We start from the raw sequence: 26,815 nt of genomic DNA, 5'->3' as shown, positions 1-26,815 counted from the left end.
TAAACATTATCTTTGAATGAGTAGATAAGAAGGATTACACTTATCTATAGAAAATCATGGAAGGGATGATTTGAAATGGGACAAGAAATTTCAGGAAAAATCGCTTATATTACAGGAGCAGGTAGTGGTATTGGACGAGCTACAGCTCTTAAATTTGCAAAAGAAGGCATTCATGTAGGATTAATTGCCAGAACGGAAAGTAAATTGAAAGCAGTTCAAGAAGAAGCTCAAGCTCTTGGGGTAAATGCTAGTATTGCTGTAACAGACATTGCAAACATGGAAGAAGTAAATGAATCCATATCCAAATTAGAGAAAGACTTAGGTCCTGCTGATATTCTAATCAATAACGCCGGCATAGGTGCCCACGGCTCCCTTTTAGAAATGGATCCAGAAGAATGGAAACATACATTCGAAGTAAATGTGTTTGGAACTTACCACGTTACCAGAGCGGTGTTACCTCAGCTTATTGAAAAAGATAAGGGTGATATTATTAATATCTCCTCCAGCAACGGATTAAAAGGAACAGCAGGTTCGTCTGCTTATAGCGGTTCGAAATTTGCAATCCAAGGCATGACCGAAGCGCTCATGCAAGAAGTACGTAAAAATAACATTCGCGTTTTCACCCTCAACCCTAGCCTCGTAGCAACGGAAATGGCATTTGGGGAAGATGTCGATGAGCAAAACAAAGAAAAGTTTATGCAACCAGAAGATCTAGCCGAATATATGGTATCTCAATTAAAATTACATCAACGGATCTTTATAAAAACATCCTTACAATGGGCGACCAACCCTTTCTAAGAACAAAAGCGCAAGCGCCCGATTTAGCGACGTATATGCTGGACTGAGCCGTAGGAGATAAAGGAAACAAGAAAACGTGCGTGATTCGATGTTAACTTATCGTACGGAGGCGAGGGAAGCATACTAGTCGCTGGGCGCTGGACGTGGCTACTTCACCTTTTTCAGTTATACACAAGCATTGAATTTTATAATTTCCTAGACACGAACAAATCAGGGTGCCATGTTGATAAAACACAAAACATTAGCAACGCCTCGGCGTTTTTCACCAAATAGACCAGTGGGATAAGAAAAGAAAGAGTTAGGTGCTGGATTTAGACAAGGTAAATAAAAGGTGTCAGAACTAAGTACTCTGACACCTCTTACATTAAATACTTCTCCATTCGAATATCTGCCCACATTTTGTCTTGCCAATAAGTAAAGTCTTCTAAGCGAGCTATTTCTTGATAGCCAAGCTTATGATATAACTTCTGAGCTTGCGTATTAAATTCAAAAACCCCTAATTCGATTCGCTTTAATCCTTGTTTCTTAATTTGGTCTTCTATGTATTGCATTGCTTTTACGCCTATCCTCTTACCTCTTCCTTCCTGTTCACCGATTGTAATGCCAATCCATGCTGTTTCAGGTTCTTTTTTATACAAATGTCCAGGGTCTACCATATAGTTCATTTCACCAATTAACATACCGTCATGATAGATTAAATAGATATGATGATTCTCTAGACGCTTGCTAAGGTCTTCCTTCGTTAAGAACGTAACATTCTCAAGTTCCTCTTTATTTTTGTGCGGACGAGTAAAAGGAATTAAAAAAGGATTGCTTTCCCATCTATTAAAGGCTTCAACAATAGGTAATGTTGGTTCTGTTAACAGAATAAATTGAGTAGTCAAAGCTGACTCCTTTCTATTTTATAAGTTTCATACTTGTTTCTTCATAAGTACATTTCCTATCCAAACGTGTATCCATCAAACACTTCTAACCCTTTTTCGTTCAACACACGTTCCACAACTTGCGGGCGAATTGGACTCTTCTCAAAAACTTCCTTACAAGAAATCATGATATTGTCTCCAGCAATTTCAGCTAATTGATCGTGGGAAACACTATATACTACCTTACCAAGGTTCGCCCACACCATGGCTCCAGAACACATAACGCAAGGCTCACAACTTGTGTAAAGGGTGTAATCACTTAAATCAAACACATTATGCTCAGAGCAAAAATCTCTTATAAGCCCAATTTCAGCATGGTAGGTAGGGTCAGAATGAGAGTGAACTTTGTTTTCCCCAACTTTCACGACCTCTTCCCCCTTAACTAAAATAGCTCCAAAGGGTTCATTGCCTTCTCTTCTAGACTTCAAAGCATAATCAATCGCTTTCTCCATGAAGTATTCATCATGTCTATCCATGTTACGACCTCCACATAAATTAAATCTAACTTCATTTACCTACTATTAAAAAGGGCCTCCTGCTCTTCCCATACCTTTCTGTGCTTCTGTTTTTCTCTCTGCATCTTCCATATCCTGTTCCATTTCTTCTTCTGTTTTACCTTCCCATTTCCTCGGAGGTTTTATATTTTTCTTCTTATAATCTCGATACTTAACGATTCCAATGACTAAAGCCGCACCTCCTACAGAAATTAGAGGGATTAGACTTCCCATTTCGATTCACTTCCTTCTTCATGAAAAAATAGTTCTTTTAGTATTTTCAAATTAGAAAATACTACTCACACAGCTTTTTCTACAAAAGGAATTGATTTATCCGTTAATGCGAATCCTTTTGAGAGTTTTTGTAACCATCCTTCTTTTTCTAACGTTTTCAGAGCCTTCATAGCATCTTTCTCTAGCCATTGATCAAGAACACCAAATTGAGAAGTGTAATGTAATTTCTCTGTCCTAATTTTGTTGCTCGTTTTACCAATTAACACTTGAGTAATAACATGTGCAGGATAGAGACCAGCATAATCATGGATTAATTGAAGCATTTGTTCCACCTCTCCCCAATATAAGGAATGATTATTAACCTTCATGAATTCTTCTTGCCTAGATATTTTATTTTGTTCGAGATATTCTTCTAACTGTTTCTCATATTCTGTCAGTAGTCTTCCTATATCTTGATTCAATAATTGCTCCCAATTATCAATAGTTTTTAAGACATGAACATTAGGTAACTCTATTTGACTGAACCAAAGCAGATAAGATTCGTCTTCATGATTAGGTATGGTGATTTTATTTAATTGCGTAAAGATTTCTACAAACGGACTGAAAGGAATATCACCTGTTTGCTTAGGTATTTTGTTTATTTGTTCCAATAAATCACAAACAGACTTCCATTTGTACTGAAATGGTTTTAACGTTAGTTGTATGGATCGAATTCGTTTCAGTTTGTCTAGTAATGAGTCATTCTTCTCAACAATCTCATTAAATTGCCTTTCTATTGTATTAACACGTTTTCTTACTTTCTCTAAATCAAATTCTTCATTTAACTGTAGAGCATCCTCTTCGTAATAGAAAAAAAACTGATAATCACATATGTCACAATGTAATTCCATCACTCGCTTTTCTGAATGTACAATAAGGTCTTTTTGATGATTACAAGTTGATCCACTAGACCATAACCAATGCATTGGTATCGAGCGAAAAGGCCGCATTACAATTTCAACTCTATGTCTCCAAAATGCAATATCTTCAGGGTATTTTAGCTGTGATAACAAATTTAATTTGTTCATCTTTTCAACAGCTTGAACTTCTTCCTTTTTGGATTGTGCAAATGTAACCAAAGAATGAGACTGGAATCGACTTTCAAGGTAAGCAATCCAATTCTCTCTTGAGTATTTTGCTAATTTGGCACAGAAAATATATTGATTTATAAGGGACTGGATAAGAGGCTCTAACTTGTCATTAGATAATGTATTAATCTTTGTTTCGAAAACATATTCCTGATGAATTGGTACACCGTGTTCATTTGAGAAGGTTTTAAAAAGAAATAATTCAGGTTTCACAAGGCCCCCAAGGTACAAATCACCTTCTTTGCTTATCAACAGTGGGAGTACACTTGCTCCCTGTAAACCTAAAAATGCTTGCAAAGCTGTCACATCTTCTTGAGTTATATGTTGAACTGATTCTTCGACCATCGTATGAATTCTATGAATTGATTCTTTTCTTACTTTATTGTTTATAGAGCGAATCGATTTATTCTTTTTACCACCAGGATAAAAAACCAAGTACGGGAATTCTTCCATGTAGTACGTAAGCTTCGTCAATGACATTAGGTCTTCACCCATTTCATCTATCTTTTTATCATAATTCATATATTCTGCAGAACATATGATGGATCAAAAAACATTAAAGGCCATCCACTACGTTGAGATATCTTCTATATATTATATCATTTTTACATTTATGAAACCGAGGCCTAATGTCTTTAACATATTGTCCAAAACATAAGTAAGAGGGAGAACCGTTTTATTGTTGGTCCCCCCCTTTTTCATATATAAAATAATATGTAAGGAGATCTTTTCGAGTAAGCACAGGATTTTGTAAAAACTAACTGGTTTATCTTATCCCTCTTAATATGTACTACTTCATTTTTAACAAAGTTATTCAAGGGTTTGACCTGTTCCCAAAAAATTATGAAATTTTTCACAGTTCCAAGGATGAATATTCATTTTTTAATAGAATAAAGATGTAAATGTGTTACTTTTGTAATAGGTAACAGCCCTGACTTTTTAATCAAACATTCTGTTATCATGCTGATTTGTCTAATGTGCATTCTACAAGGGAGGACTTAGCATGTGGTTGTCTAATTCGAATCGTAAACTACATCAAGAGAAATGGCACTCTATTATAAGGATGTTGGAGGATGACTGTTTTGTCGGTCGTGATAAAGAAATCGAATTATTTAGAGATTTTCTTGATAGTTATGGAGATACCAAAAATGTCTTAAACCTTTATGGCACAGGAGGCATTGGAAAGACAACTATGCTTCAAGCTTTTCAACGAGTAGCAGAGAATGTTAATGGATTGGTATTTATACTTTTGGATAGTGAAGATTTCTTACATTCCACTTCAATGTTGGCCGAACAAATTCTGTTACTAATGGAGTCAAAGGTTACTGTTGATGCGTCAGTTATTTCTAACAATTCAGCTCTTACTAAATGCTTTTATTTACTGGAGGAAGCCACACAAGAACATCACATCATCATTGCTGTAGATACTTACGAAAAGATGGAGGATCGTGATCGCTGGTTCCGTGAATTTTTTCTAAGAAATCTGCCAAGTTCTATTTCTGTCATCATTGCAGGCAGACACCCGCTTAATGAAGGATGGAATGATTCCCCTGCGTGGAGATCGGTTATAACCCATATGGAACTTCACCCTTTCAATTATGATCAGACTCGTTTGTATTTGAATAAGTCAGGTGTTAAGGATAAAGAAGACATTCAAGAGTATTGGAATTTCACCAGAGGACACCCCCTAACCCTCTCGCTATCGGCTATGGCTGGAGATCCTAACATCTATGACAGCCATCATCCTCAAAATAAACAAGAAATCCTTACCTATCTTACATCTAAGTGGTTAAGCGAAGTCAGTAGTCAGGAACTGCAAGAATTACTGGAAGCTGCTGCTGTACTTCGTCACTTTGATCAAGCTACGTTAAGTTATATTTTAAACTGTAAAATATCAACCACCACATTCTCGCAACTTACATCCCTTTCTTTTGTCCATAATACTAATCATGGTTGGGGGATTCACGAAATTATAAGATCAGCCATCCTGTTAGATATACAAAAACGTACACCTGATCATTATCATTCGATGAAAGATCGTTGTGCTTCTTATTACCTTCAGCGGATAAATACAAAGCCAAAGTCGGATTGGGAAATTTCAGAGTTTTTCTATCACCTTGGTGAAGAAGTAATTCAGTCAGTTTTCTTTCAAGAGTCAGCATATTCAAAAAAATACATGGAGCAAGTCGGTCCTCATAATTTCGAAGAAGTTAAAGAATATTTCGAGAAGAGACGTAAGCAATTTAATGAAAGTATTGCTCATTATTATCATCGGGAGACAGACAAAATGTTCAAATATTTCGTATCTGCAGAACACAACCAAAGGGAGAATAACCTCATTGGCGCGGAGTATGTAAAGAAATTAGGATATAGTGTGAGCAATCTCGTTAAGGATGAAGAAGGAAAGACAATTGGTCTTTCTATTGTAGTCCCCATCAATGAGCATACGATGCATTACTTAAAAAAGGAACCCGTCTCCCGTGCTTACTTCAACAAATTGTCTTTAGAAGAAGAGATAGAATACCGTGTCCCGGGAGATTCCTTTTCAGGATGGTTTATCCGTATGCTAGATTGCTTGAATCCAGAAGATTCCAATACGAGATCTTTTCTTTTGTATAACTTGTTCCCATTATTATTATCCGGAGGGAGAATCATCACTTCCACTCCAATTCCTTTTTTTCAAAAGTTGAGTAAGGCGTTTGGATTTGAAAAGGTACCAGGAGCAACTCATTATGATTTCGGAGCAGAACACCCTTCTCCCACGTATATTCTTGATGTAAGAGGTCCTCGACTGATCCAATATCTTAAGCAATTTACTCAGTCAAATTCATCGGAAAAAGAACATGTACTTCATCTAGCTAAGCGTCACCAACTTACGCAACGAGAAGAAGAAATCCTTCTGTGTATCCTTGAAGAATACTCGAATAAATCGATAGCTGAACAACTGTTTATCACCGAAATCACAGTAAAAAAACATGTAAGTAAAATCTTAAAAAAATTTAATGTAAAAAACCGTACACAGCTCATGAAGAGACTTCTTGAAATATCAAATACCAACTGAAATTAATAATCCCCCCTGAATTAATTTTTATCAGGGGGTGTGATGATAGTGTACTTTCCTAACACTGGAAGTGGCTTCATTTCTCCTTTAGAGCTGTTAATGATTCCCATGATTAGAAGGCATAAAATCAATAGATTTCCAATCGGCAGTATAAGCAGCCACCCTATAAGTGGAAGAATGGTACCAACCGTATTTACCGCCAGTACGAGTAAAAACAATAAGAGCCCTTGATTAGCATGATACATAGCAAACTTAGAATCCTTCGATGTTAACAACGGAATAAAAAAAAGGAAGTACGCTAGAATACCGATTACTTTGTTCTCTTGGATGTCCGCTGCGATTGCTTCATTATCATCATTGACGTTTTTCGAGTCCATATGCCCACACCTTTCTGCACAAAGTAGTTATTGTACTACTTCTATTGTACTCTTCTACCTAATCAAAAAGAATTATACCTAAGTATAATTCCCATCTATCTCTTTCTTTGATATGTTGAACTAGAAACAGGTTGATTGACGGACTATACTTTTTTAAGGGGAGTCACTCACTATGATGAAGAAGTCATTAATCATTCGTTTATTTTCATTAGTTTTTCTTTTGTTATGGATACTTACAGGTTGTGGAAACACCACTGAACCTGAAGAAAATCAACAGCAAGATGTAAAGCAACCCAACGGAGAACAAACAAAAGAAAATACTTCAGAAAGTAACAGTGAAGACACAAAGGATGAGGATCTAACTGAGAGTAAAGAAGTAAAAGCGGAATGGGATGTCAGTAAATTGCAGCGAATCGATGGATTTTCTGATATCCTTGATAAATTTTCACTTATTTCCTATGCATTTGAAACTCCCGAAAGTAGTATGAATATTACGATGCAATTGATTGGTGAAGAAGAGATTAATGGCAAATTGACTAATCATATCAAAGTCAACATGAAGGATAGTACCGCTACTAATGAGGTCATAGAACTATGGATAAATGAAGAAGGCGACACAGAGAAGCTCGTATCGGGAACAGAGGTAATGGAGGGAGAAGTATTAAAAATGGCAGGAAAATCTTATGTCATGTTACTTCTTATGCCTTTCAACATGACAGAAGGTATGAACATCAAGAACATACTTAATAATGACAAACAACATCCCAATGTAACAGTGTCGAAGGTAGGTGACGGAGAAAAGAAAATCGGTGATACCAAAATGAATACGTACAACTATCAGGTGACAAATGAAGGGCAATCATCGACCTGGGAAATCGGAGACCTCGGCCCATTCCAACTGTTAACCAGCTGGACAATGAATGAAAATGGCAAGAAGTCGAGCTTCGAAGTGTTAAATCTAAAGCTTCGAGATTAGAGGAATATATTTCACCTATAGTACTTTAATAGCTAGCTCAGGAACTTCCAAAATAAGAAGTTCCTTTTTTATATCAACGAATATTATTTTGATTACATTCATTTCCTCCTCTCTTCCCAAATCCTCTTAACATTAGTTCCATCTTCGCCTAATTGCACCACATAAACATCTGGATTACTTAGTTTCTTCCAACCTTCAAATCCAAAATCTTGCGAGAAGTGGTTCAGTAGTAATGACATCAAGTTACCGTGAGTAACAATTATGATAGATTCTACATTTTGGTCTGCTTTACATTCTTCCATCAGTTGAACTACACGTGCTGTAGCTTCTCTACTAGATTCTCCTCCTTCATACGCTAGGTCCATGTTTGAAAAGGTGGACTCGAGTTTTTCTAACCAATCCGGTAATTGCTTACTACTTAGTTTTCTTTCCTCTAAGCGACTATCGGTCTCTATTTCTACTCTTTTTGCTCCACTTATTGGTTTAATAGATTGTAGTGCTCTCGTGTACGGACTTGAGATTATACGATCTACTTGAACCGTTGAAAATAAATCGCGTAATTGTTGAGCTTGTTTATGTCCTTCATCCGTCAGTTGTTCGTCAAATGCCTGTCCCTCTGCTTTACAATGTCTAATGACATATAAATTCTTTCCCATAATCTTCCTCCTCAATTTATTCTACCTAATAATTGCTGAGTTCTTGCATCCCAAGTTTCATAAGGAATGGTATGTTTCGCGTTCATTGCATCCAATGTCCTTGACTTCATATGTGGACGTGTTATGTAATCATCAATGTTTGATTCATTCAAAGGGATAAATGCTGCATCCTGGATTTCATCTACTTGAATATCTATATCTCCACTTTTATAAGTTGCTTTGAAGACAACCGATAGCAAGTTCTTTGAAACACTATAATAGATGCCTGTTATCCCAATTAGATCTATTTCAATATTCGTTTCTTCATACACTTCTCTGCAAACTGCTTGATCCAATGGTTCCCCTTCTTCTACTTGCCCTCCTGGAGATTCCCAAGTGTCTGCTCGATCATGCGTTCTTACTAAGAGAACCTCTCCATTATCATCAGTAATATAAGCCGATACTGCAATGATGTGTTTCGGGTGTTGTTTCTCCATTATTTGTCTCCTTTTGCAAGAATGATAAATAGGGAGAACATAAATCTTAAACTCTCCCATCCATTTCTTATAACATGAATTGGTATCTATTTTGTATGTTTATATAAATCTGTATTTGAAGCAAATATCTCATGATGTGGAATCTAATAAAAAATCATTCCTTCAAGCATCCATACATTGTCATCCTAACCTTTTATAAGATATGAAACCTCCCTGAAATTTTCTTGTTAAAGAGATAAAAATCCTGCTAACCAATACTTATTCCACAACCCCCTTATTAATTGAAAAGTAAGAAAATTGCATTCTCCCGCATCACCTGTCAAACTGTAGAAAGACTAAAATGACTAGAAAGGCAAGGTGGAAAATTGATAGAAGTACGTACATCCTCCATTACAGATGATGATTTAAATAAAGGCGTTTTTGCCAAACAAGATATACCGAAAGATGAGTTATTGCACGAAGCACCTGTAATTCCTTATCCTAATGATGAACACCATCACATTGAGAAAACACAACTGGCTGACTATGTATTTGAGTACGGAGAGCATCATTCAGCATTTCTTTTAGGTTACGGCATGATGTTTAACCATTCTTATCAACCAAATGCATACTATGAAATCAACTTTGAAAGCGGAACGTTCGAGTTTTATGCTTATACTGATATTGAAGAAGGGGAAGAAGTTCTCATAAACTACAATGGTGAAGTCGATAATGAGACACCTTTATGGTTTAATGAAGTCTCAAACGAAGAGAACGAATAACATAAAAGCACCCGTCCACAACGGGTGCTTTTTTAGTTCTACAATTAGTAGTGTGCATTGATAAAATTCTGTACAATGGAATAGAAAATTCTTATACATATGGAGGGGAAATACATGAAGAAATGGGCATTTGTTTCCGATTTTGATGGCACGATTTCCAACAAAGATTTTTACTGGGTAATCATTGAGAAATATTTTCCTGAAGGTGAAGAGCTATTCAAGAAATGGAAAGCAGGTCAGATGAAGGATATAGATTTTCTCAGTACTGTTTTTTCTTCCATAAACCAGGATGAAGAGCAAATTATAAAGGATATACTGGATATCCCAATTGATGAATACGTACCTTCTTTGATTCATCACGTTCAACAAAACGGTGGGGACGTCTATATATTAAGTGCTGGTACGGATTATTACATCCATCATATCTTACAAAAATATGATATTCAGAATGTAATTGTCCTTTCGAATGAAGGGTACTATCACAATCAAAATGTACATATGAATATCGATCCAGAACACCGACATTATTCAGAAAGATACGGTATTGATAAATCCAAAGTAATACAAGAATTACAAACAGAATACGATACGGTTCATTTCGTAGGAGACAGTGAACCTGATTCACATCCTGCCGTTTATGCTGACCTTACCTTTGCAAAAGATGCCTTACAAGATATTCTAGAAGCTAAGAATATCTCTTTTAATCCTGTTAACGACTTTAGAGACGTTGAAGATACGTTAATACAAAAAGGGTTTATAGCTGATGTCTAGTCCAATTACAAGTGTCCCGATACCTGCTATTTTAGAGATCAAGAAAGATGTGATTTATAAGCTAGAAGAAATACTAGAGAAACATGGCTTTGGAAATGTCCTTATGTTATTTGATGATTTCACCTATCACCATTATGAAAAGAAGGTAAAAGAATCCTTTACGAACACAAAGGTCGTTACGATGAGCTTAGAAGCAAACCTAGACATTAATGACTTAATTAATCGAGCATTTTCTATGGAAGTATATGATGTGATTGTAGCTGTTGGTGGAGGTTCTGTTATTGATTATGGTAAATATATCGGTTTTTCAAGACAGACACCCTTTATCAGTATTCCTACCTCTGCTTCAAACGATGGCTTTGCCAGCAGCAACTGCTCCCTTCTTATTAATGGTAAAAAAACAACTGTTCCTGCAAAAGTTCCTTATGGGATCATTGCAGACCTAACCATCATTCAAAGCGCTCCATCTAAGTTTATACTAGCTGGTATAGGAGATTTAATGTCGAACATAACAGCTCTTTATGACTGGGAATTCGAGGAATCTCATGGGGTAACGCACGTTAATGCATTTGCGTCGATGCTAAGTAAAAAAGCAGTAAACAGCTTTATTCGGACGCCGATGCATGACATTCAGAACCCTACGCTATTAAAAGAACTCGTCAGCTCTTTAACCATGGGTGGAGTCGCTACAGTCATTAGTGGAAATAGTGCTCCAATAAGTGGATCAGAACACTTAATATCTCACGCACTCGACCAATATGCAGAACATCCTCACATGCACGGCATTCAAGTCGGTATTGCCACATACATTATGGCGCACGTCCAAGAACACAGAGCAGATCGGATGAGCAAGGTGTTTCATCGTACTGGATTTTTTGAATATGTAAAAACGCTACACATTAATAAAAAAGACCTTTCTCATGCAATCGAACAAAGTCATCTTATGAAGCCTTATCGATACACCTATCTGCATGAGGAAACATACCGACAAAAGGCATTGCAGTTTTTGGAGCAGGACCCGGTGTTACAGGACATACTGAAGTAAAAGATAAGGGAGAGTTTGTCCTTTTATACTCTCCCTTCCTTGTTTGTAATACCTTCGAGATTCTCTAATAACTTTTTTCTAGCTTCTTAATCCTCAATAACTTGGTCGTACCGAATACGATTATTTGTTTTGTTCATCTGATGTTTTTTCTGAAAGTCTAATAATCTCGTCATTCTGTTTCGTTATCTTATATATATATCCTTTGATATTATAGGTAGATAGTAAAGGATGAATACGATCACTCCAATAATTAAGAGTGTGTGCCTACTAACTGAATTAGGATATTCATTTTTTTCACTCCTTTAGAAAAATATAGTCATAAGAAGTCTTAATTGGATGTTACGTAATACCAATAGTCTTCTAATTGGTTTACATCATTTCTTTCTAAACCAAACTCACCAAAATCAGAAGAATCCTCAGCGTATAAATAACCTGTATAATTATCCAATATACCCCGATTTCTATAGAATAAGATAGATAATTGGTTACCATTGTCTTTTATACGAATCTCTCCACCTCCACTGGACAAATGATCATAAGAATCTGGCAATTTAATTAGTGTTGGTTGATTCGGTACATTCGGTTCCAACTCTTTGCTTTCCACCATCTCTACTACCTTTTTAAAATCTGATTTGTTCATATTGAATTTCACATGTACCATCATGTTATTAAATGGAATGAATAATACTACTATCGTAATGACATGAACTAGAATCGGTCTCCAATTCCTCTTTCTAATTAACACTACTACTGCCCATACTACTAACATGATATGTACGATTGCTAATACAACAAGAAAAGGACTTAGAAGCAATAAAGATACAAAGCCAATAACTTGCCAGATTATACGGAATAAAATAAGAATAATACTACTTATGATTGTAAAAATAAATAAGTTGATCCCTTTCAATTACTTACGACCCTCTCTATTAATTAGATCACTATTCTAGACGGTAAGCTAAATACTTCCCTAAACTCTCACCAGGGTATTTAGTTACATGAGTTTAATGGTTCAATATGGGTTCGCTCACTGCCATCTGGTGAAAACCAAGCTCTTTAGGAACTGCAGTGACCTTCCTCTATAACTCGATATTTCACCATCCACTCCTCCCCTGTTTCTCTATATCCATGATTAATATATTCCATCTGATCAAATTTAACATGATTGTTGTATCTTTCTATAATGGATTCTTTTATCTCGTTTTTAATAGCCACTCCACCCTAGGAACTTGAATACCAAAGAGAGTGTGTTAGGAACAACACAAAGATTACAGTAATCCATAGTACTTTCCCTTGGTTTGACATACTAGAAAAATCTCTCCTTTTATTTTTCTAATCACAGACTTGTTTATGCAATAGTACTGACTCTCTTCTTTCTAACCGCATAAGGTTCATGCAATCAATCCTCATCTGCAATTTCCACCCTATTTAACAACCTGTACACCAGTAGTTGTACGAATATAAAACCTACAATCATACTCCATGAAGAGAGATAAAGGAACGGATTTTGATGTTTCGTTAATAGAACATCTCTTATCATAACAGGTCCAATGAAACTATAAATAAAACTAATTCCAGAAAAAATATATTTATTTACTCGATCAGTAATGATAGACTGTTCTTTTACATTAGAAATTAAAAGAGCCACAAAAGTGATGCATATATGGATTATGATTAACACGTTATACAATCTATATCTCTCCTAATAAGAAATTTCCCCTAGTTATCCTCTTCATATTTCTTAATCGCCTCATCCATAAATTCCATTATTTCTTCTTTTACTGGGTACAGGTTTAATGAATTAGGCTGTTTATTAGACTTTCTTGCATCAAAAAACTTTTCTGCTAAACTCTCATCTCCACCAAATGTTTCTTTTGATAAAAGGATGGTGTCAGAAGCAATAATTTGCCCTTCATCTGAAGAAACATCTATGTTTTTTTCTAGGCATTTCTCTATCCTTTTAATGATATTTATCCATCTTTTTATTTGGTCGTCGTCTTCTTCCATTTTAGGGAGCGTCCTTTGTAGAGCTTCCTCCTCTTTCTCGGTAAATAAATCTTCATATGTATCATTTGGTATTGGATATTGCTTAATTAGAGGTATTAAGTGCTCCCAACTTATCTTCCCTTCTAGGTCAAGTACATGAAGAAGTGTATTGGATTTGCTAATGGAGTTGTCTATCTCTTCTTTCTTTGTTTCTAGAAATTGCTTGTTAATTCTTAAAATTTCTTTCATTGAGACTTGGTCTAAAAGTTTGTGAATATCTTCAAGAGATAGCGATAGTTGCTTTAATATCGTAATCTTTTCAATCGTCAAAATAGCTTCTTCTGAATAATACCGTGTGCCATTCTCTGCTCTAACACTTGGGTGAACTAATCCTATTTGATCATAGTATCGTAAGGTTCTAACAGAGATTTCTAATCGTTTAGATACTTCACCCGTAGAAAATACACTCATTACCCTTCCCTCCTTGCTACTTACGTAACGTAACCCTCTACAATGAAATTATCATAAAATGGAAGGTGATGTTGGGTTTTGAGGAAATCAACTATAAGAAATTGGTCATGGAAAGAGTTTATGTTGTTACTGTTATTGGTTTTGATATTCGTTCCCATTTTTATTGAAGGATGGATGCAAAGTTGGTTATATGCTACATTACAGGATTCACTTTATGCAGGAACAACAACTGGATTCATTATGGCTCTCCTTTTTTTAAGTGGGATCTATTATATTGCACTTAAACCTAGTTCCTTAGGGTGGGATGACATAGGCCTTCAATCTTTTTCTATAAAAAAACTTCCACTAATCGTTTTTTACTTCATTTTGTTGACTATAAGTAGCGTGGGGGTAATTATTGTAATGGAGTGGTTGGGGATTAGTTCTTCTAGCAGCAAGACAGACAGCCTAGAATCAAGTTTTTCAGCATGGAGATTCATAGTTGGGTTTGTATCAGCAACCATAATTTCTCCATTTTATGAAGAGATATTTTACCGTGGATTTATATATAGCTGGCTCCGCGACCGATGGAATGTTGGAATAAGCTTGTTCAGTAGCTCCGCTATCTTCACGATCGTCCACATTCCTCATTACAACACATTACCGGTGGTGTTTATATCTGGTCTTGTTTTTGGGTGGATGTTTGAAAAAACCAATTCTGTTGTATCATCAATGATCATTCATGCCTTATTTAATGGTACAGCACTTCTTGTCACACTAACCTTATAAGAGAACAAAAACTCAGGACACCCCTTTAGGAACATATATGCTTAGGCCTACAAGACTCAAAGTTGCTACTTAGACCCAGTTGATAGACATGTACTTATGATGTTTTTTACCGATAAAAAAAGCCTAATTGCAATTAGGCTTTTTCACTATGTCATCTTCTTTATAAAATCGTACAGCACACGTGCAGTTAATCCCCATATTACTCTTTCATGATAGTGATAAAAGTACTCCTCATAACGTCGCTTGGGAAATTGATAATTTTCACCATACGGAATTATACTAGTTGGAAAGCTTTCCTCTGGAACTACTTCCATATGAACATAGTGAAGTTCAGGTTTCGTTTTTAGGAAATAGTCTAACGGAACCGTGAATAACGCTGCAACTTCGTCTTTATTTGGATAGAATGATTCTTCCTTACAATCCAAAAACCCTACATACACGTCTACTTTCATTCCAAATGGTGATACCATATAACCATATGATTGGACATTTTTAATTTGCTTAAAACTTATACCGAGTTCTTCACTGGTTTCTCGAATAGCTGTCACTTGAGTGCTACTATCTTGACCATCCATTTTCCCACCTGGAAAGCATATCTCACCAGGTTGCCTGCGCATCTCATAAGAACGAACCTCAAACAATATATGTAGTTCATCATGCTGCTCCATTAATGGTATAAGTAATGAATACCTTTTAAGAGATTCATCTCCAATTATGGAAGGTGTGTGTTTGGCTAGCTTATCTTGAATTGTCCTAAGATCCATAGCAGACACCCTTTCGTTCATTTGTATACTCTACTATACCAAAAGTTATGAAGAGTTTCTTAAACGATCCCTATTTTGTTGGAATAATTATGTTTTAAGATTCTTATTTCCTTTTTCTATACAAGTATTGTAAAACGAAACCGTAGAATAATGATCCTGTTAGATAAGCAACGATATCTAATGGATCAGAAACACTATCAGGTAAATATAAAGGTGTGAAGAGCTCCCAATAGATACCTGCTACTATCACTACCAATAGCTGAAACTTCAAACTATTGAGTGCATATGAATACCTATATTTACTCCAAGCCAATACAATTTGCAGGAAGGCAATCATAAACCACCCTGCCATCACATCGTGTAAATATCCATGGACGAATGGATGTAACGTTAGTTCTTTTATGTAGAAACGATTTATCCCATATAACACTCCAATGACAATAATGGAAAAATAGTTTAAATAAATGATAGGATAATGATTGCTACTACCACTGCTCCAACGACGCCCCAAAATCCTAGTCCCTCCTTCTTTTCTACTGGAGGTGGTGTACTTGGTGTTGGTTTTAATGGGTGACCACACTTCGGACAGGACTTCGCTTGAGGAGATACTTGATTATCACATGCTGGACAATTCATTAAGCTCATATTTTCACCTACATCTTACAGAATAAATATATACTTGGTCTTAAACTAACATCTATTATTACAAAACAAGTAAACGAACTCAATATGAAATAGAAGAATATACAATCTTTAGCGCTTCATTTACTTTCTATTTACATCAAGTAGCTTAAACCGTCTCAGACAACTAGCATATCTCCTGCGAATTCTAATTCAATCTCCTTTAATTCAGATTGAAAAAAGATTCATGGGTTTTCCATCAATATACGTAACACAAATCACCCTCACCTATAGATTTATCCACTTCAGTAATGGTATCATTATCCATCTTTTCTAACTGTGATGGTTGAGCATTATTTGGCCCCAATATTTTATCTAATGGTTCTTCATTATTCAGGCACCTCCCCCTTCTCTAAATTCCGTAACCATACTCTCCCTTAGGCTCTTCCTCCAATTCCCTCAAACACTCCAAGTATAGATCATCTAATTTTTGTTTCACAATTCGACTGAAATAACCAACAGGATTATGTACGTCTTTCACTTTCATGGTAGAGAACATCGCTTTTAAAGCATGAATGCCTACTTCATGCAGCGTTTCTTCAGCATAGATATTTTCTAATGACTTAATTTGCGCTTTATAGGAACGGTACAAACGGTAGAAAAACTCCTTTTCTGGAATAAAGCAATACACCAACTGTTTAAATTCTCGATAGGAGTTCTTAAGATGGGAACCTTCCACCTGTAACGATTCTTTAGATTCTTTTTTATTTATGTTTTTAAAAGATAATGGTTCATCTTGCATTTCCTGAGTTGTATGCGTTGATACTTCTTCGTTTTCAGCTTCCTTTCTGTGTGTCACATTCTGTGTGACAGTAGGGTTAATAATATATAAATTTGCCCCATTTCCTCCACGTTGAAGACGCATATTTTCAAGGCGTGTAATAATAGAAAGATCGACTAGCTTATTCAATACTCGAATCACCGTTCTTCTGCTCTTCCCAATTAATTTGGCAATCGTATCATTTTTAAGATAAGCAACGCCTGCATACTTACACGCATACCTGGACAGGAGATGAATCATCTCGACCATCGTATCTGATAATTGATTCCCATGCTCTCCAATATGAAACTTAATGGCTTTATTCATCTCTTCTTTTGTTTGAAACGGTTGATGCTTCATCGCTAAACTAACATAATTCATTTCTATCGACCCCTCTACTATAACGAATAAGTATTCTTCGTATTAGTAATCGCAAGGAGTCGATTGGTTGGTGTCTATGAATTTAAAAATTTTTTGAATTACTCTTAGAACAGTTTCTGTCATCACCTAAAAATTCATATTTCCTGCAACTATGAGATTCTATATAGTTCAGGAAGTGACAAGCACCTAAGACAAAGTAGCCGCCAAACTTTCATAGTTTAACTATCCAAACTATGAAATGGGAGATTTTATTGTATAGTAAAAAGATCGTGAAATAATAAGTATTTTTATAACACTTTGCATATTTCACGGTTGTGTAATTTACTGTTCATTACAGTTTTGTGCTCAAAATATGGAAAACTTGAATTCGAGATAATTTATCGTTTAGACATTTAAGCCTCCGGATGCGCAAGAATTACATCAATACCACCACTTTCAAAATTAATAATAAGCCAGCCACCTAATGCTGACTTTAATTCTTTCTTTTTCAATTGAAAGCCCTGTTAGTTCGCTGACTTTTAGTTCTTATCCAATTAAACCCAATAGTCCATTACCATTATGGTTATTTAATCAAAAGCATTTGTTTCATACTTTTAATTATCCCCATATGTAGATTTTCATGATTCATATGGAAAACAAGCATGTCACCTAATGTTTTCATACCTAAGAAAGATTCATTAAGTGGTTCATTAAGATGTCCCTTACACGCTTGTTCAATAAGAATGGGTTGCTCTTCAAGTTGCTTAATTAACTCATCCATTGACGGTGGTTCTTCTGTCCAATCATCCGGTTTACTTCCATTAGGAAATAGCAAATGATAGTATTGAGGAATTTGTCTCTCCTCGTTAACAGCTGGAAATAATGTATTATCCCAACCTACCAAGATATGACCACTATTCCATCGTACACTGTTATTATGACCTTGCGGGATTTGATCAACAACCTCTTCAGGGATTGTACGAAGAAATTCCACAGTCCATTTACGCCACAATTTCATTTGTTCAAATAATTGTTCCTCTTTCACAATCTTCCTCCCCTTTAAAACCTGAATTTTCTCGTGTTAAACAGTTCAATGTTAGCACAATATTCCATATTAAGGAGAGGAATCTAACAAAAAACTAGATACCCCTTCTTTATGATTCGCGCTCAAACACGGGAGACTTGAATTCGAGATATATGGAATGGTATATTTACCCTTTAATTTAACAAGCTAATCTTCCTATCCCTTTTAAGTAGTGAATAAACATATGTATCATATGCTCTACCATCTTGATACATATAATCCCTTAGAACTCCTTCTATCCGAAATCCAATCTTAGTAAGTAAATTATTGGAGGCTTCATTTTCGATAAATACAACAGCTCCTATACGAGTAAGACCTAATACATCAAAACCATATTGAATCACTTCTAATACTGCTTCAGAAGTATAACCTCTTCTCCATTGTTCGGGATGGATTTCATACCCTATTTCTGCTCGTTTATGTTTAGGGGACCAAGCATTAAATCCAATGGTTCCAATTATGCCTTTAGTTCCTTTTCTTTCAATTCCCCAACGTATCCCCTTATTTTCTTTGTAACTATTTGAAAAAAAATCGACAAAGGCTTCTGCTTGTTCTAAATTTTCTAATGTATCTTGACCGTAATAACGGGTTACATGCTCATTAGAAAAACAATCGAATATCCCTTTTGCATCATCTTTTGTAATTTCTCTTAATACTAATCTTTCTGTCTCTAATCTAGGAAACATGGTTATTCTCCCTTTTTTATTGCTCTTTTGATTTCTCTAATCTGTCCACGATGATTGATCTCGTCCTCCATTACATGAAACCATAAATAGTAATTATTGTAGGATACACCATTTCCCCATTTATTCTCTTCAAATAACCAACTATCTTTTTTCGATTTCATGTATCTTAGAGTATTTTGTCTAACTTGTGATAATTCATCTAAATAGTAATCAATAGAATGATTCCTAATTACTTTCCTTGCCTTATCTCCCAATTCCAAAGCTGTTCCCCACTTTTGAAATTCACCATTTGTTAAATCTCTTCTTTCAAACGAGATAATTTGATGTATAAATTCAATTGAAGTAATGTGTGATAATAGAGCTCCAATTGAATTTGAACTATCATTTATTAAATAATCTAAATCGCTTTTTTTTAAATTAGAAATTTCGCTTAATGTTACTTCCCTCGAATGTTCAAGCATACATACAAGTTCCCCAATTCTTTCAGTAAAGTTTTCTTTTGGTTTTATTCTATAATCAATCATCAACCTACCTCCATTCTATATTAAATACAACACTACCAATAAAATGGAAGAAATAAAGTCTGATAATTCGTGAAAATATGTGCTATAATTTAATTGAACATACAAAAAAGGCAACGCTGATATATCAGCGTTGCCTTTTTTGTCCCCTTTCTTATTAAATACCAGATTTAAAGTGACCTTATTTTTCTTATAAAAATTCTATAATCAGCGCATGAAACTGGAAGACTTGATTTTAAGATAATTGTATTTATTACCTTCATGTTAACCATCTTGTTAACTTAATATAGTATTTTTGCATTCAAGTTGTCATTAATCACCTTAAAGGGTAAACTAAAATTCAATATTTTCTTCTTTTTTCAGTGATTGGTAATACCAGTAATTATGATCAGCACCATGAATACAAAGAATTCTTTTATCTGGATAATTCGCTACTGTATGTTTCACTCTAGCAGCCATTATATAATGTCTGGAATTCCACACAATATTCTGAATATCTGGGTTAATAGTATGTAACCAGTTATACATATCCTTGGTTATTGTATCGTAATCAAATGAATTCAGAGGAATGTTCCCATTATTCCAAATAGAAAGTTGCTTATCATTCCATTGTTTTAATTCATTCTCTAATCTTTGCCTAGTTTCATGATCAAATTTATCAAAAGGCTCCTCTTCAAAAACATCCACTTCAAACCAATTTACAGGTACAAACTCAATGCCTCTTTCTTCACATAGGGGAAAAATAAAACTAGGGTATTCTTCCTGTGTCTCACCTAAAATTCCATAAGGTTCACCTTTTCTTTGATAAAATTCCCAACTATCAGGATGTACTTCACCACAAATTTCATCAGGGTTAAATTCAGTTATTAACTCTTCTACTAATGATAAAGGGAAATTATATCTCCACTGCATTTCTTCATCATGTGTCATGCCCAGGATACCTACTACAGCCAAAACAAACACTCCTAAATTTAAAGAATAATGAATCATTTATGTACATAAAGTTTATTAGTTCAAATGAGTGAAATTTTCACAATTCTTTTTATAAAATTAAAGGACAATTATATCTTCCAGATTCGCGCCCTTATCATGAAGACTTGAATTCGAGGTATTCTACTAATTAGTTCTTCAACTAAAGCACCATTTCGTTGAACAAGTGCTATTTATTGCAAATATGAAGATGTATATAATTTTTTCTTAATCCACAATTGGAATAACTTCAAGATAACCCAAAGGAGCCGTTGATATTGAGATAAGTAAGCAAGATATGGTGAAGTCAGAATGGTCAAATTATGCTCAGACTTCTAAAGCAATCAAAGAAATTGAGGAAATATTGGATCAGAAAAGGGATTAACGATGCAATAATATTATTCCCATAGGGAGTATAAAAGATGTCCAATGAACCTTTTTCTGTTTTAGTTACCCCATCAAACATGATGGCCAAATTGATGTTCTATGTCAGTAATATTTGACTTTGTATCCTCTACTACATCATGAAGTAATGCAACAGAAAGACACGAAGAATATTAGAAGAATTGAAGCAACTTAAAAAATAATTAATGCAACAGATAGGACTAACATCCATTCCATTTACAAGTTTTAGTCATATGATAAACCATCAGTTCCTAAATCATGTAAAGGTGGATTAATAATGGAAGGTAAAGATAACAAGGAAAAAGAAGAAAATCAAAAAAAAGTAAGTAATGCGAAAGAAGATGAAATTAATAAACTTGCCACAAATCTTTTTGAAAATGAAGAAAGCCTTGATTTTGGGTCAATTATCAAGGTTGCATCAAACCTAGTAAACGATCAGGAATTATTAGATACCGTTAAAAACATTGGAAAGACTAATCCAAGTGAATTAGGCGAAACAAACACAGAGGAATCAGAAGCGAACCTATTAGAGGATCTTGTGCTAAAAATTACAGAGATTCGAGATGAGCTTAAAATTATTAAAGAGCAAAATACCCTATTGTTAGAAAAATTAAGTAAGTAGCCAATAGAACGACTAAAAACCTAGTAAATCAGCTATGGTTTAAAGTCGTTCTATTTAGGTACTTTTTTAGGAAAGTTTCTTATAAAAACCTAGGAATCTTATAAAATTATTAAAGTAGACCCCAATAAACATGGGGCCTACTATATTACTTATTCAAGTTTTTAGCTCCCACATTCAAGAATAGAGCATACAGCACTTTTCAGGGCATTCTGAGTATCATCACTTCCTGGGCTAAGAATTGAAACTAATAGCCAGGCAACAAGCAACAATACAACAACTAGAAATGTTACTAATCCTAATTCCATTTTCCCTCACTCCTATAAATGTCATTTTGTAAGAAGTTTAAGTTGTTCTTACAATACACATTCTATGTATAGAATGCAGACATGCTCTAAACGGATTTACTAATAATAGAGAAAAAGGCGAATAATCTATGAAATACATCTATTATAGTTGTATAGTTGTTTACACCAATTCCATATAAATAATTGATTTTAAAACCAATGTGGTGAAACGAATTTCTCCTATGGCGCACCACTTAGTAATATATTTTTTTACATTATAACGAATTCAAGCATTCTAGATAGTGGCCCCAAAAAAGCTATAAGTCACAAAAAAACACGCTTTTTATAAGAAGTTATACGCACAACTTAGTGGTAAGATGAGACATGATTTATATACGAATTACTTCAGGAGTTTGACCTAGTAAACTTTGAATAACCTCTACTGGAGCACCTTTATTAATCATGTAGGTTCCAAAGCTATGTCAGGGTTGATGTGGATGTATGTTCTTTAAAATGGGTCGGCGAGACATCCGCTTGATAATATATCTTATATTATCTATACCTTAATAGAACCTAGCTTTGTATATTAATTCGAATATTTTACAGTTGATTTATTTACTTTTTATTCCAGTTAAGCGCCCGAAACAGGAAGACTTGAATTCGAGATAACTGATTTTATATTAGGCTCTAAAATGAGCAAGTTTAATCTTTTATCACTTCAGTGTTAAACTCTTGAATAAACTCTCCATCTTCAAATCGTTCTTTGAACTCACCATTACTGATTTCATTAATTAACCCTCTCCAAAAGTAATACGCAGGTTCATTATTTTCTATTTGAGTTATTTTCCAGTCACCTGGATGGATAGAAAATAATTCTCTTGCAATTCTTTTTCCATATCCATTTCCACTATGTTTAGACATAATGAAAAACTCTTGAATTATATTGGAATTTAACTCTAATGAACTCTCTACAAGTGCAAATCCAATTAATTCTTCATTTAATTTTATAAAATAGGCATAGCAGTTATCTTCAACCCAGTATTTATCTAAATTAAACGGCTTAAAAGAACCATTTGGTTCTAATTTTATTATAGGAATGTATCTACTAAATTCATAAATATAGAATTGCATTATATTATGTAATACATCTTTCTCTTTGGTATCAACTTCTTGTAATCTAAGCACATTTCCATCCCTTTCTGCGTAACCCATACTTAAGTTTAATATTTCTTACTCTACACTCCTTACTTCTTCCGCAATCAACGCCCGATTGTTGAATATTTGAAACTGACATATTACAATGTGTTCCTTTATTTTAGATAAAGTTATCTATATGTTCTTATACCATTTTCAAAAGCAACTTCGTCTTTATTCTCAATTCCATGTAAGGCTTCTTGTAAAGCGAATGTGCTTTTATAAAAGTTTAATCTTTCAAGAACTTTACTTCCCTCTGGATATAAACTAAGACATCTCTTGATAAAAGATTCACCGTAACTTGCTAATAGACCTGCAAAGTCATATGCTGGATCACCAATTTCAGTTTCTCCAAAATCAATTACTCCGGATACCCTTTCGCGTTTTGGATCCCATAGTATATTCGACGCTCCAAAATCTCCATGAATTAGAACCGTATCAAAACCCAAAAATTTATCATTGGATAAAAAGTTTTCAAAATTTCGAGAAACTTCGAGCTGTGACTCCAAACTCATATATGGGAATAATTTGCTTTGTATTCTGGCATATAGATTTTCTATAGACAAACGTATATCATCCACATTTTGATCTTCAATCTCTAAGTCTTTAATAGGGTGATTATGTAAATTAACAAGGAATTGGACCAATTGAGAAGCAATTTTTTGTATCACCTCTTCATTATTAATACTATTCATAGTACTTGGCCATAAGGGTTTACCTTCAATAAGGTTATAACCTGTAAAAACTTTACCAACTTCATTAGGCTCAAAAGCTCTGTATTGAGCAAAAGGTATAGATAGACTCGCTCTATCTTTTATATAATCTAAAACTTTAGTTTCTTTTTCCAATTTCTTAATACCTTCAATGTATTTAGGGAATCTGAAAATGAGGTCTTTATTTATTATTATCACATCATTATTCTGACCAATTTCATTCTCTTCCATATGTTTGATTTCTAATTCAGGGTATGCTTCTTTCAATCTTTCTTCATATATATTTTTCAAAATAAAACTCCTTTTCACCCCAGCTAGGAATAATTTACCATTGATTAAACTAGCCATTATAGTTCCACAATAGTGCCCAAATGTTGAAGACTTGAATTCGAGATAACTTTTAAAACCTACGAATAAATAAATCAGGGTAGTCCACAACTATACCAAACTTATCTACTGTAATTATAGTTTCGTAATCTCTACAATTGTATTGAAACTTTCTTCCTTGAGTAGAGTTTCCAATAAACTTGTATCGTTGTTCCAGCTTTTTTAATTCAAGTGAAGGAATATCTATATAGAGCATTTGAAAGTTTCTTTCTTCTCCTTCACGCCATTTAAATCGATTTATTGGTAATGAATTTGAAAATGGAGTAATAGAAATATCAACATCAATCGCCCCAAACATGTCTGGTAGTTGACTTTTATTTGCATACCAGTTACCTTTGCCATCGGATTGCAAGTTTAATGTGTGATTGGTTTCTCTATCACTTATTTCAACACTTTTCGTTATCCAACTAGAGTCCATTACAACTTTATATGAAAAATTATGTACATCTTCGTTAGTTGTGAATAAGACTAACCCTTCGCTAATTAAGCTTGAATTATTTTTATTAATACTTAAATATTCACATCCGGCTCCTCCGATGTGTTCCCAAAAAACTTTCTTCTTCAAATAATCCCCCCTCAACACTTTAGTACCAATTATTTCAAAAGGGTAAAATATCCTCGATAAATCACCCTTGCATAAGACGCGTTATTAAATAATAGGGCCGGTTTCTGGAAGACTCAGCATCAAGATATTCACAAGTAGATCTTCAATTAACGTAACCATTTTTTAAGATTGCTTTTCACCTTTAAAGAAATTTCTAATTACTTTGACCTCGTTTAGTATTAAAAGAATAAAACCTAAAATCATAAAAAAAATGCTTAGAATATAAGGAACATTTACCCCAATTTCATTTCGTGCTTTTTGAAACTTACCCGGTGGGTCACTCCAACCATGCATATTTGGAATGTAGTTGGCGATTGCAAGATGTACAATTCCAAATAACAATGTACCTGTAATAAATAAGGTTGCTCCTAAGAATGTTATCCTTTTAATTTCCAACACTCCTTTATAAAATCTAATACGCACTTTTAAATTGCTACTGCCTTTTACTCTCAGTACAATCTTTCAAAATCTTCTCTCATTTTAGCATAAATATCCATTTTAAGTGCATTTACTAAAAAATAGACGCAACCATTTATTCAATAATCGCGCCCTTATCTTAAAATCTTCATTTCAAGGTTTTTATCATTTTGCACTTGAGCTATAGCACTGGGTCAGAGCTGTATAAAACTAACTAATTGGACTTGAATTGCTCAATTCTTTTCATATCTATTGGAGAATTTAGTACTTCATAGTGTCCTTTATTAAAATCCCCTTGATTCACCCTAACAACGTCTTCTTCTACATTTATTGAAAAACTTTTATCCTTAGTTAATAAAGATATAGTAAAATTTTCACCCTTCCAATCATATCCACTTATTTTCATTTTTTTACTCTATATTCTTCTAAAAATTTCAGAAATTCATTTATTTTTTCTTTATCTTGTACATCCCAACTTGACTTACCAGAAGGCATAAATACCAAAGCGTTAATGTTCTTGTCCTTAAGATCTATTGCTTCAATAATTGATTTTTCTTCATAACTTGCTTGATAATTTGCCCAATAATTATAGGTATATATGCTAATAGCAATTAACACTAAACCAGAAAAATAAATTGCTACTTTTCTCAAGAAACCTCCCCTTTTACAGTTTATTTCTTAAAACATAATAATCTATTTCATTCTTCTACATTCCTGACAGTTAGAAAATTATTCAATCTTAAACACAACATAATTCACCATTTGATTAGTGAAAAATAGTAAACATTCCATTCAGAAAAAAATCCTAATAGTCTTATATAAGTTAAGACCTATAATCGTCGAACTATGCATTATTAAAATGATGATTATTTAGTCTGTTTTTTTGTAAAACATTGTTTAATACCTATACAAGCTTAATTCTCCTTGCATAACTTGACAGTGTAAGGAGGTGAAAAATAATGGCATCAACTTGTGATAGATTAGCTAGAATTATTGGTGGGGCTCCTCAAGTTTCAGATGGAGTATGTGTAGTTTCGAGACTAAGAAACATCGACGCATCCATCTTAAATAGAAGAACAAGGTCCCCATTATCTTTACCATTTGCATTATCATTTGAAAATCCACAAGGTGGAAGAACACTAAACCTAGGTGAAACAGTAATTCTCCAAAAGGAAATTAATCCATTTATTTCGGCCCTCCGAAAGAGAGGCATAATAGTTACGGCCCTCCATAACCATTGGCTATTTGATGAACCAAGGTTAATGTATATACACTGGGAAAAAATTGATAATCCTTTTAATTTTGCAAAAGATAGTTTTGATGCTGCAAAAGAAGCAGGCTTATTTTAATATCTTAGCCCTCATTTTTGAGGGCTTTCTTTTTCTTTTATACCTGCAGTACTTTACTTCGCATTTTCAGTCTACTATGAAATAATTTTAC

The 26,815-nt window shown here is 34.3% G+C and carries 35 protein-coding genes; 9 read left to right on the top strand and 26 right to left on the bottom strand.

Features of this window, described 5'->3' with window-relative positions; translation table 11 throughout:
* Positions 1 to 75 precede the first annotated feature (75 nt).
* On the top strand, positions 76 to 798 hold the full coding sequence (locus GLW08_RS16575; protein WP_160849770.1) for a 3-ketoacyl-ACP reductase: 723 nt from the start codon (positions 76 to 78) through the stop codon (positions 796 to 798).
* Positions 799 to 1,157: 359 nt separating this feature from the next.
* On the opposite strand, the gene GLW08_RS16570 is transcribed toward GLW08_RS16575, so the two are convergent.
* The 4 genes from GLW08_RS16570 to GLW08_RS16555 all read right to left on the bottom strand — a co-directional run bounded on the left by GLW08_RS16570 (position 1,158) and on the right by GLW08_RS16555 (position 4,056).
* A complete protein-coding gene (locus GLW08_RS16570) occupies positions 1,158 to 1,682 on the bottom strand; it encodes a GNAT family N-acetyltransferase (protein ID WP_160849769.1) in 525 nt (174 codons plus the stop codon).
* A gap of 56 nt (positions 1,683 to 1,738) precedes the next feature.
* A complete protein-coding gene (locus tag GLW08_RS16565) occupies positions 1,739 to 2,197 on the bottom strand; it encodes a nucleoside deaminase (protein ID WP_160849768.1) in 459 nt (152 codons plus the stop codon).
* A 45-nt stretch (positions 2,198 to 2,242) separates the two neighbouring features.
* A complete protein-coding gene (locus tag GLW08_RS16560) occupies positions 2,243 to 2,449 on the bottom strand; it encodes a hypothetical protein (protein WP_160849767.1) in 207 nt (68 codons plus the stop codon).
* A gap of 65 nt (positions 2,450 to 2,514) precedes the next feature.
* Positions 2,515 to 4,056, bottom strand: coding sequence for an RQC-minor-2 family DNA-binding protein (locus GLW08_RS16555; RefSeq protein ID WP_160849766.1), 1,542 nt, complete (start codon positions 4,054 to 4,056; stop codon positions 2,515 to 2,517).
* A gap of 523 nt (positions 4,057 to 4,579) precedes the next feature.
* Between GLW08_RS16555 and GLW08_RS16550 the strand changes: the two genes are divergently transcribed.
* Complete coding sequence (locus GLW08_RS16550) at positions 4,580 to 6,637, top strand: LuxR C-terminal-related transcriptional regulator (RefSeq protein ID WP_160849765.1); 2,058 nt, start codon at positions 4,580 to 4,582, stop codon at positions 6,635 to 6,637.
* A gap of 20 nt (positions 6,638 to 6,657) precedes the next feature.
* Here GLW08_RS16550 and GLW08_RS16545 read toward each other — a convergent pair whose 3' ends face one another.
* A complete protein-coding gene (locus GLW08_RS16545; RefSeq protein ID WP_160849764.1) occupies positions 6,658 to 7,014 on the bottom strand; it encodes a DUF4870 domain-containing protein in 357 nt (118 codons plus the stop codon).
* A 172-nt stretch (positions 7,015 to 7,186) separates the two neighbouring features.
* Here GLW08_RS16545 and GLW08_RS16540 point away from each other — a divergent pair, with 172 nt between their 5' ends.
* The gene (locus tag GLW08_RS16540) at positions 7,187 to 7,990 is read left to right on the top strand and encodes a hypothetical protein (RefSeq protein ID WP_160849763.1); all 804 of its coding nucleotides are present in this window, start codon (positions 7,187 to 7,189) and stop codon (positions 7,988 to 7,990) included.
* Between the two features lie 98 nt (positions 7,991 to 8,088).
* Here GLW08_RS16540 and GLW08_RS16535 read toward each other — a convergent pair whose 3' ends face one another.
* A complete protein-coding gene (locus tag GLW08_RS16535; RefSeq protein WP_160849762.1) occupies positions 8,089 to 8,646 on the bottom strand; it encodes a histidine phosphatase family protein in 558 nt (185 codons plus the stop codon).
* An 11-nt stretch (positions 8,647 to 8,657) separates the two neighbouring features.
* Entirely contained in the window at positions 8,658 to 9,122 is a 465-nt protein-coding gene (locus GLW08_RS16530) for an NUDIX hydrolase (protein ID WP_160849761.1), read from the bottom strand.
* A gap of 365 nt (positions 9,123 to 9,487) precedes the next feature.
* On the opposite strand from GLW08_RS16530, the gene GLW08_RS16525 reads away from it, so the two are divergent.
* The 3 genes from GLW08_RS16525 (at position 9,488) to GLW08_RS16515 (ending at position 11,699) form a co-directional block, all read left to right on the top strand.
* A complete protein-coding gene (locus tag GLW08_RS16525) occupies positions 9,488 to 9,883 on the top strand; it encodes an SET domain-containing protein (protein WP_160849760.1) in 396 nt (131 codons plus the stop codon).
* A 114-nt stretch (positions 9,884 to 9,997) separates the two neighbouring features.
* Complete coding sequence (locus GLW08_RS16520) at positions 9,998 to 10,654, top strand: MtnX-like HAD-IB family phosphatase (protein ID WP_160849759.1); 657 nt, start codon at positions 9,998 to 10,000, stop codon at positions 10,652 to 10,654.
* Positions 10,647 to 11,699 carry an iron-containing alcohol dehydrogenase family protein gene (locus GLW08_RS16515; protein WP_160849758.1) on the top strand — a complete coding sequence of 351 codons (1,053 nt, stop codon included), beginning with the start codon at positions 10,647 to 10,649 and terminating at the stop codon, positions 11,697 to 11,699. The genes GLW08_RS16520 and GLW08_RS16515 overlap by 8 nt, the downstream gene beginning before the upstream one ends.
* Positions 11,700 to 12,027: 328 nt before the next feature.
* On the opposite strand, the gene GLW08_RS16510 is transcribed toward GLW08_RS16515, so the two are convergent.
* The 4 genes from GLW08_RS16510 to GLW08_RS16495 all read right to left on the bottom strand — a co-directional run bounded on the left by GLW08_RS16510 (position 12,028) and on the right by GLW08_RS16495 (position 14,156).
* Entirely contained in the window at positions 12,028 to 12,609 is a 582-nt protein-coding gene (locus tag GLW08_RS16510; RefSeq protein ID WP_160849757.1) for a hypothetical protein, read from the bottom strand.
* Between the two features lie 146 nt (positions 12,610 to 12,755).
* Entirely contained in the window at positions 12,756 to 12,914 is a 159-nt protein-coding gene (locus tag GLW08_RS16505) for a hypothetical protein (RefSeq protein ID WP_160849756.1), read from the bottom strand.
* Between the two features lie 184 nt (positions 12,915 to 13,098).
* Positions 13,099 to 13,389 (bottom strand): hypothetical protein, encoded by a 291-nt coding sequence (locus GLW08_RS16500; RefSeq protein ID WP_160849755.1) that lies wholly within the window; start codon positions 13,387 to 13,389, stop codon positions 13,099 to 13,101.
* Between the two features lie 29 nt (positions 13,390 to 13,418).
* The gene (locus GLW08_RS16495; protein WP_160849754.1) at positions 13,419 to 14,156 is read right to left on the bottom strand and encodes a MerR family transcriptional regulator; all 738 of its coding nucleotides are present in this window, start codon (positions 14,154 to 14,156) and stop codon (positions 13,419 to 13,421) included.
* Between the two features lie 174 nt (positions 14,157 to 14,330).
* Here GLW08_RS16495 and GLW08_RS16490 point away from each other — a divergent pair, with 174 nt between their 5' ends.
* A complete protein-coding gene (locus GLW08_RS16490) occupies positions 14,331 to 14,924 on the top strand; it encodes a CPBP family intramembrane glutamic endopeptidase (protein WP_237458485.1) in 594 nt (197 codons plus the stop codon).
* A gap of 146 nt (positions 14,925 to 15,070) precedes the next feature.
* Here GLW08_RS16490 and GLW08_RS16485 read toward each other — a convergent pair whose 3' ends face one another.
* From GLW08_RS16485 to GLW08_RS21970, 8 genes are all read right to left on the bottom strand, one after another.
* A complete protein-coding gene (locus GLW08_RS16485) occupies positions 15,071 to 15,688 on the bottom strand; it encodes an NUDIX hydrolase (protein ID WP_160849753.1) in 618 nt (205 codons plus the stop codon).
* Between the two features lie 103 nt (positions 15,689 to 15,791).
* Positions 15,792 to 16,199 carry a hypothetical protein gene (locus GLW08_RS16480; protein WP_160849752.1) on the bottom strand — a complete coding sequence of 136 codons (408 nt, stop codon included), beginning with the start codon at positions 16,197 to 16,199 and terminating at the stop codon, positions 15,792 to 15,794.
* Positions 16,145 to 16,333 carry a zinc ribbon domain-containing protein gene (locus tag GLW08_RS16475; RefSeq protein WP_152600730.1) on the bottom strand — a complete coding sequence of 63 codons (189 nt, stop codon included), beginning with the start codon at positions 16,331 to 16,333 and terminating at the stop codon, positions 16,145 to 16,147. The genes GLW08_RS16480 and GLW08_RS16475 overlap by 55 nt, the downstream gene beginning before the upstream one ends.
* A gap of 388 nt (positions 16,334 to 16,721) precedes the next feature.
* Entirely contained in the window at positions 16,722 to 17,510 is a 789-nt protein-coding gene (locus GLW08_RS16470) for a helix-turn-helix domain-containing protein (RefSeq protein WP_160849751.1), read from the bottom strand.
* 562 nt (positions 17,511 to 18,072) lie between these two features.
* Positions 18,073 to 18,534: a DinB family protein gene (locus tag GLW08_RS16465; RefSeq protein ID WP_160849750.1), complete on the bottom strand. Its 462-nt coding sequence runs from the start codon at positions 18,532 to 18,534 to the stop codon at positions 18,073 to 18,075.
* A gap of 173 nt (positions 18,535 to 18,707) precedes the next feature.
* A complete protein-coding gene (locus GLW08_RS16460; RefSeq protein ID WP_160849749.1) occupies positions 18,708 to 19,259 on the bottom strand; it encodes a GNAT family N-acetyltransferase in 552 nt (183 codons plus the stop codon).
* 2 nt (positions 19,260 to 19,261) lie between these two features.
* Positions 19,262 to 19,783: a DinB family protein gene (locus GLW08_RS16455; RefSeq protein WP_160849748.1), complete on the bottom strand. Its 522-nt coding sequence runs from the start codon at positions 19,781 to 19,783 to the stop codon at positions 19,262 to 19,264.
* Positions 19,784 to 20,113: 330 nt separating this feature from the next.
* Positions 20,114 to 20,734: a hypothetical protein gene (locus GLW08_RS21970; protein WP_237458484.1), complete on the bottom strand. Its 621-nt coding sequence runs from the start codon at positions 20,732 to 20,734 to the stop codon at positions 20,114 to 20,116.
* A 697-nt stretch (positions 20,735 to 21,431) separates the two neighbouring features.
* On the opposite strand from GLW08_RS21970, the gene GLW08_RS16440 reads away from it, so the two are divergent.
* Positions 21,432 to 21,776 (top strand): hypothetical protein, encoded by a 345-nt coding sequence (locus GLW08_RS16440; protein WP_160849747.1) that lies wholly within the window; start codon positions 21,432 to 21,434, stop codon positions 21,774 to 21,776.
* Between the two features lie 161 nt (positions 21,777 to 21,937).
* Here GLW08_RS16440 and GLW08_RS16435 read toward each other — a convergent pair whose 3' ends face one another.
* From GLW08_RS16435 to GLW08_RS16405, 7 genes are all read right to left on the bottom strand, one after another.
* Positions 21,938 to 22,081 (bottom strand): hypothetical protein, encoded by a 144-nt coding sequence (locus tag GLW08_RS16435; protein WP_160849746.1) that lies wholly within the window; start codon positions 22,079 to 22,081, stop codon positions 21,938 to 21,940.
* A gap of 681 nt (positions 22,082 to 22,762) precedes the next feature.
* Positions 22,763 to 23,245 carry a GNAT family N-acetyltransferase gene (locus tag GLW08_RS16430; protein ID WP_337193954.1) on the bottom strand — a complete coding sequence of 161 codons (483 nt, stop codon included), beginning with the start codon at positions 23,243 to 23,245 and terminating at the stop codon, positions 22,763 to 22,765.
* Positions 23,246 to 23,385: 140 nt separating this feature from the next.
* Positions 23,386 to 24,315: a phosphotransferase family protein gene (locus GLW08_RS16425; protein ID WP_202406214.1), complete on the bottom strand. Its 930-nt coding sequence runs from the start codon at positions 24,313 to 24,315 to the stop codon at positions 23,386 to 23,388.
* A gap of 52 nt (positions 24,316 to 24,367) precedes the next feature.
* Positions 24,368 to 24,919 carry a putative glycolipid-binding domain-containing protein gene (locus tag GLW08_RS16420; RefSeq protein WP_160849744.1) on the bottom strand — a complete coding sequence of 184 codons (552 nt, stop codon included), beginning with the start codon at positions 24,917 to 24,919 and terminating at the stop codon, positions 24,368 to 24,370.
* 162 nt (positions 24,920 to 25,081) lie between these two features.
* Positions 25,082 to 25,354, bottom strand: coding sequence for a hypothetical protein (locus GLW08_RS16415; RefSeq protein WP_160849743.1), 273 nt, complete (start codon positions 25,352 to 25,354; stop codon positions 25,082 to 25,084).
* Between the two features lie 235 nt (positions 25,355 to 25,589).
* On the bottom strand, positions 25,590 to 25,781 hold the full coding sequence (locus tag GLW08_RS16410) for a hypothetical protein (protein WP_160849742.1): 192 nt from the start codon (positions 25,779 to 25,781) through the stop codon (positions 25,590 to 25,592).
* Positions 25,778 to 26,026, bottom strand: a complete 249-nt coding sequence (locus GLW08_RS16405; protein ID WP_160849741.1) for a hypothetical protein — start codon at positions 26,024 to 26,026, stop codon at positions 25,778 to 25,780. The genes GLW08_RS16410 and GLW08_RS16405 overlap by 4 nt, the downstream gene beginning before the upstream one ends.
* 308 nt (positions 26,027 to 26,334) lie before the next feature.
* Between GLW08_RS16405 and GLW08_RS16400 the strand changes: the two genes are divergently transcribed.
* Positions 26,335 to 26,724 (top strand): DUF1259 domain-containing protein, encoded by a 390-nt coding sequence (locus GLW08_RS16400; protein WP_160849740.1) that lies wholly within the window; start codon positions 26,335 to 26,337, stop codon positions 26,722 to 26,724.
* Positions 26,725 to 26,815: the final 91 nt, after the last annotated feature.

It is taken from the genome of Pontibacillus yanchengensis (genome assembly GCF_009856295.1).
Lineage (GTDB): Bacteria > Bacillota > Bacilli > Bacillales > BH030062 > Pontibacillus > Pontibacillus yanchengensis_A.
Note: the sequence above shows the minus strand (reverse complement) of the source record. Positions and strands in the feature narration are given on the sequence as shown.

What these genes read in the sequence shown, in the direction of transcription:
- GLW08_RS16575 (WP_160849770.1), top strand. Translation starts at nt 76, where the DNA reads ATGGGACAAGAAATTTCAGGAAAAATCGCTTATATTACAGGAGCAGGT.
- GLW08_RS16565 (WP_160849768.1), bottom strand. Translation starts at nt 2,197, where the DNA reads ATGGATAGACATGATGAATACTTCATGGAGAAAGCGATTGATTATGCT.
- GLW08_RS16560 (WP_160849767.1), bottom strand. Translation starts at nt 2,449, where the DNA reads ATGGGAAGTCTAATCCCTCTAATTTCTGTAGGAGGTGCGGCTTTAGTC.
- GLW08_RS16555 (WP_160849766.1), bottom strand. Translation starts at nt 4,056, where the DNA reads ATGTCATTGACGAAGCTTACGTACTACATGGAAGAATTCCCGTACTTG.
- GLW08_RS16550 (WP_160849765.1), top strand. Translation starts at nt 4,580, where the DNA reads ATGTGGTTGTCTAATTCGAATCGTAAACTACATCAAGAGAAATGGCAC.
- GLW08_RS16545 (WP_160849764.1), bottom strand. Translation starts at nt 7,014, where the DNA reads ATGGACTCGAAAAACGTCAATGATGATAATGAAGCAATCGCAGCGGAC.
- GLW08_RS16540 (WP_160849763.1), top strand. Translation starts at nt 7,187, where the DNA reads ATGATGAAGAAGTCATTAATCATTCGTTTATTTTCATTAGTTTTTCTT.
- GLW08_RS16535 (WP_160849762.1), bottom strand. Translation starts at nt 8,646, where the DNA reads ATGGGAAAGAATTTATATGTCATTAGACATTGTAAAGCAGAGGGACAG.
- GLW08_RS16530 (WP_160849761.1), bottom strand. Translation starts at nt 9,122, where the DNA reads ATGGAGAAACAACACCCGAAACACATCATTGCAGTATCGGCTTATATT.
- GLW08_RS16520 (WP_160849759.1), top strand. Translation starts at nt 9,998, where the DNA reads ATGAAGAAATGGGCATTTGTTTCCGATTTTGATGGCACGATTTCCAAC.
- GLW08_RS16515 (WP_160849758.1), top strand. Translation starts at nt 10,647, where the DNA reads ATGTCTAGTCCAATTACAAGTGTCCCGATACCTGCTATTTTAGAGATC.
- GLW08_RS16495 (WP_160849754.1), bottom strand. Translation starts at nt 14,156, where the DNA reads ATGAGTGTATTTTCTACGGGTGAAGTATCTAAACGATTAGAAATCTCT.
- GLW08_RS16490 (WP_237458485.1), top strand. Translation starts at nt 14,331, where the DNA reads ATGCAAAGTTGGTTATATGCTACATTACAGGATTCACTTTATGCAGGA.
- GLW08_RS16485 (WP_160849753.1), bottom strand. Translation starts at nt 15,688, where the DNA reads ATGGATCTTAGGACAATTCAAGATAAGCTAGCCAAACACACACCTTCC.
- GLW08_RS16475 (WP_152600730.1), bottom strand. Translation starts at nt 16,333, where the DNA reads ATGAGCTTAATGAATTGTCCAGCATGTGATAATCAAGTATCTCCTCAA.
- GLW08_RS16470 (WP_160849751.1), bottom strand. Translation starts at nt 17,510, where the DNA reads ATGAATTATGTTAGTTTAGCGATGAAGCATCAACCGTTTCAAACAAAA.
- GLW08_RS16460 (WP_160849749.1), bottom strand. Translation starts at nt 19,259, where the DNA reads ATGTTTCCTAGATTAGAGACAGAAAGATTAGTATTAAGAGAAATTACA.
- GLW08_RS16455 (WP_160849748.1), bottom strand. Translation starts at nt 19,783, where the DNA reads ATGATTGATTATAGAATAAAACCAAAAGAAAACTTTACTGAAAGAATT.
- GLW08_RS16440 (WP_160849747.1), top strand. Translation starts at nt 21,432, where the DNA reads ATGGAAGGTAAAGATAACAAGGAAAAAGAAGAAAATCAAAAAAAAGTA.
- GLW08_RS16435 (WP_160849746.1), bottom strand. Translation starts at nt 22,081, where the DNA reads ATGGAATTAGGATTAGTAACATTTCTAGTTGTTGTATTGTTGCTTGTT.
- GLW08_RS16425 (WP_202406214.1), bottom strand. Translation starts at nt 24,315, where the DNA reads ATGGCTAGTTTAATCAATGGTAAATTATTCCTAGCTGGGGTGAAAAGG.
- GLW08_RS16410 (WP_160849742.1), bottom strand. Translation starts at nt 25,781, where the DNA reads ATGAAAATAAGTGGATATGATTGGAAGGGTGAAAATTTTACTATATCT.
- GLW08_RS16400 (WP_160849740.1), top strand. Translation starts at nt 26,335, where the DNA reads ATGGCATCAACTTGTGATAGATTAGCTAGAATTATTGGTGGGGCTCCT.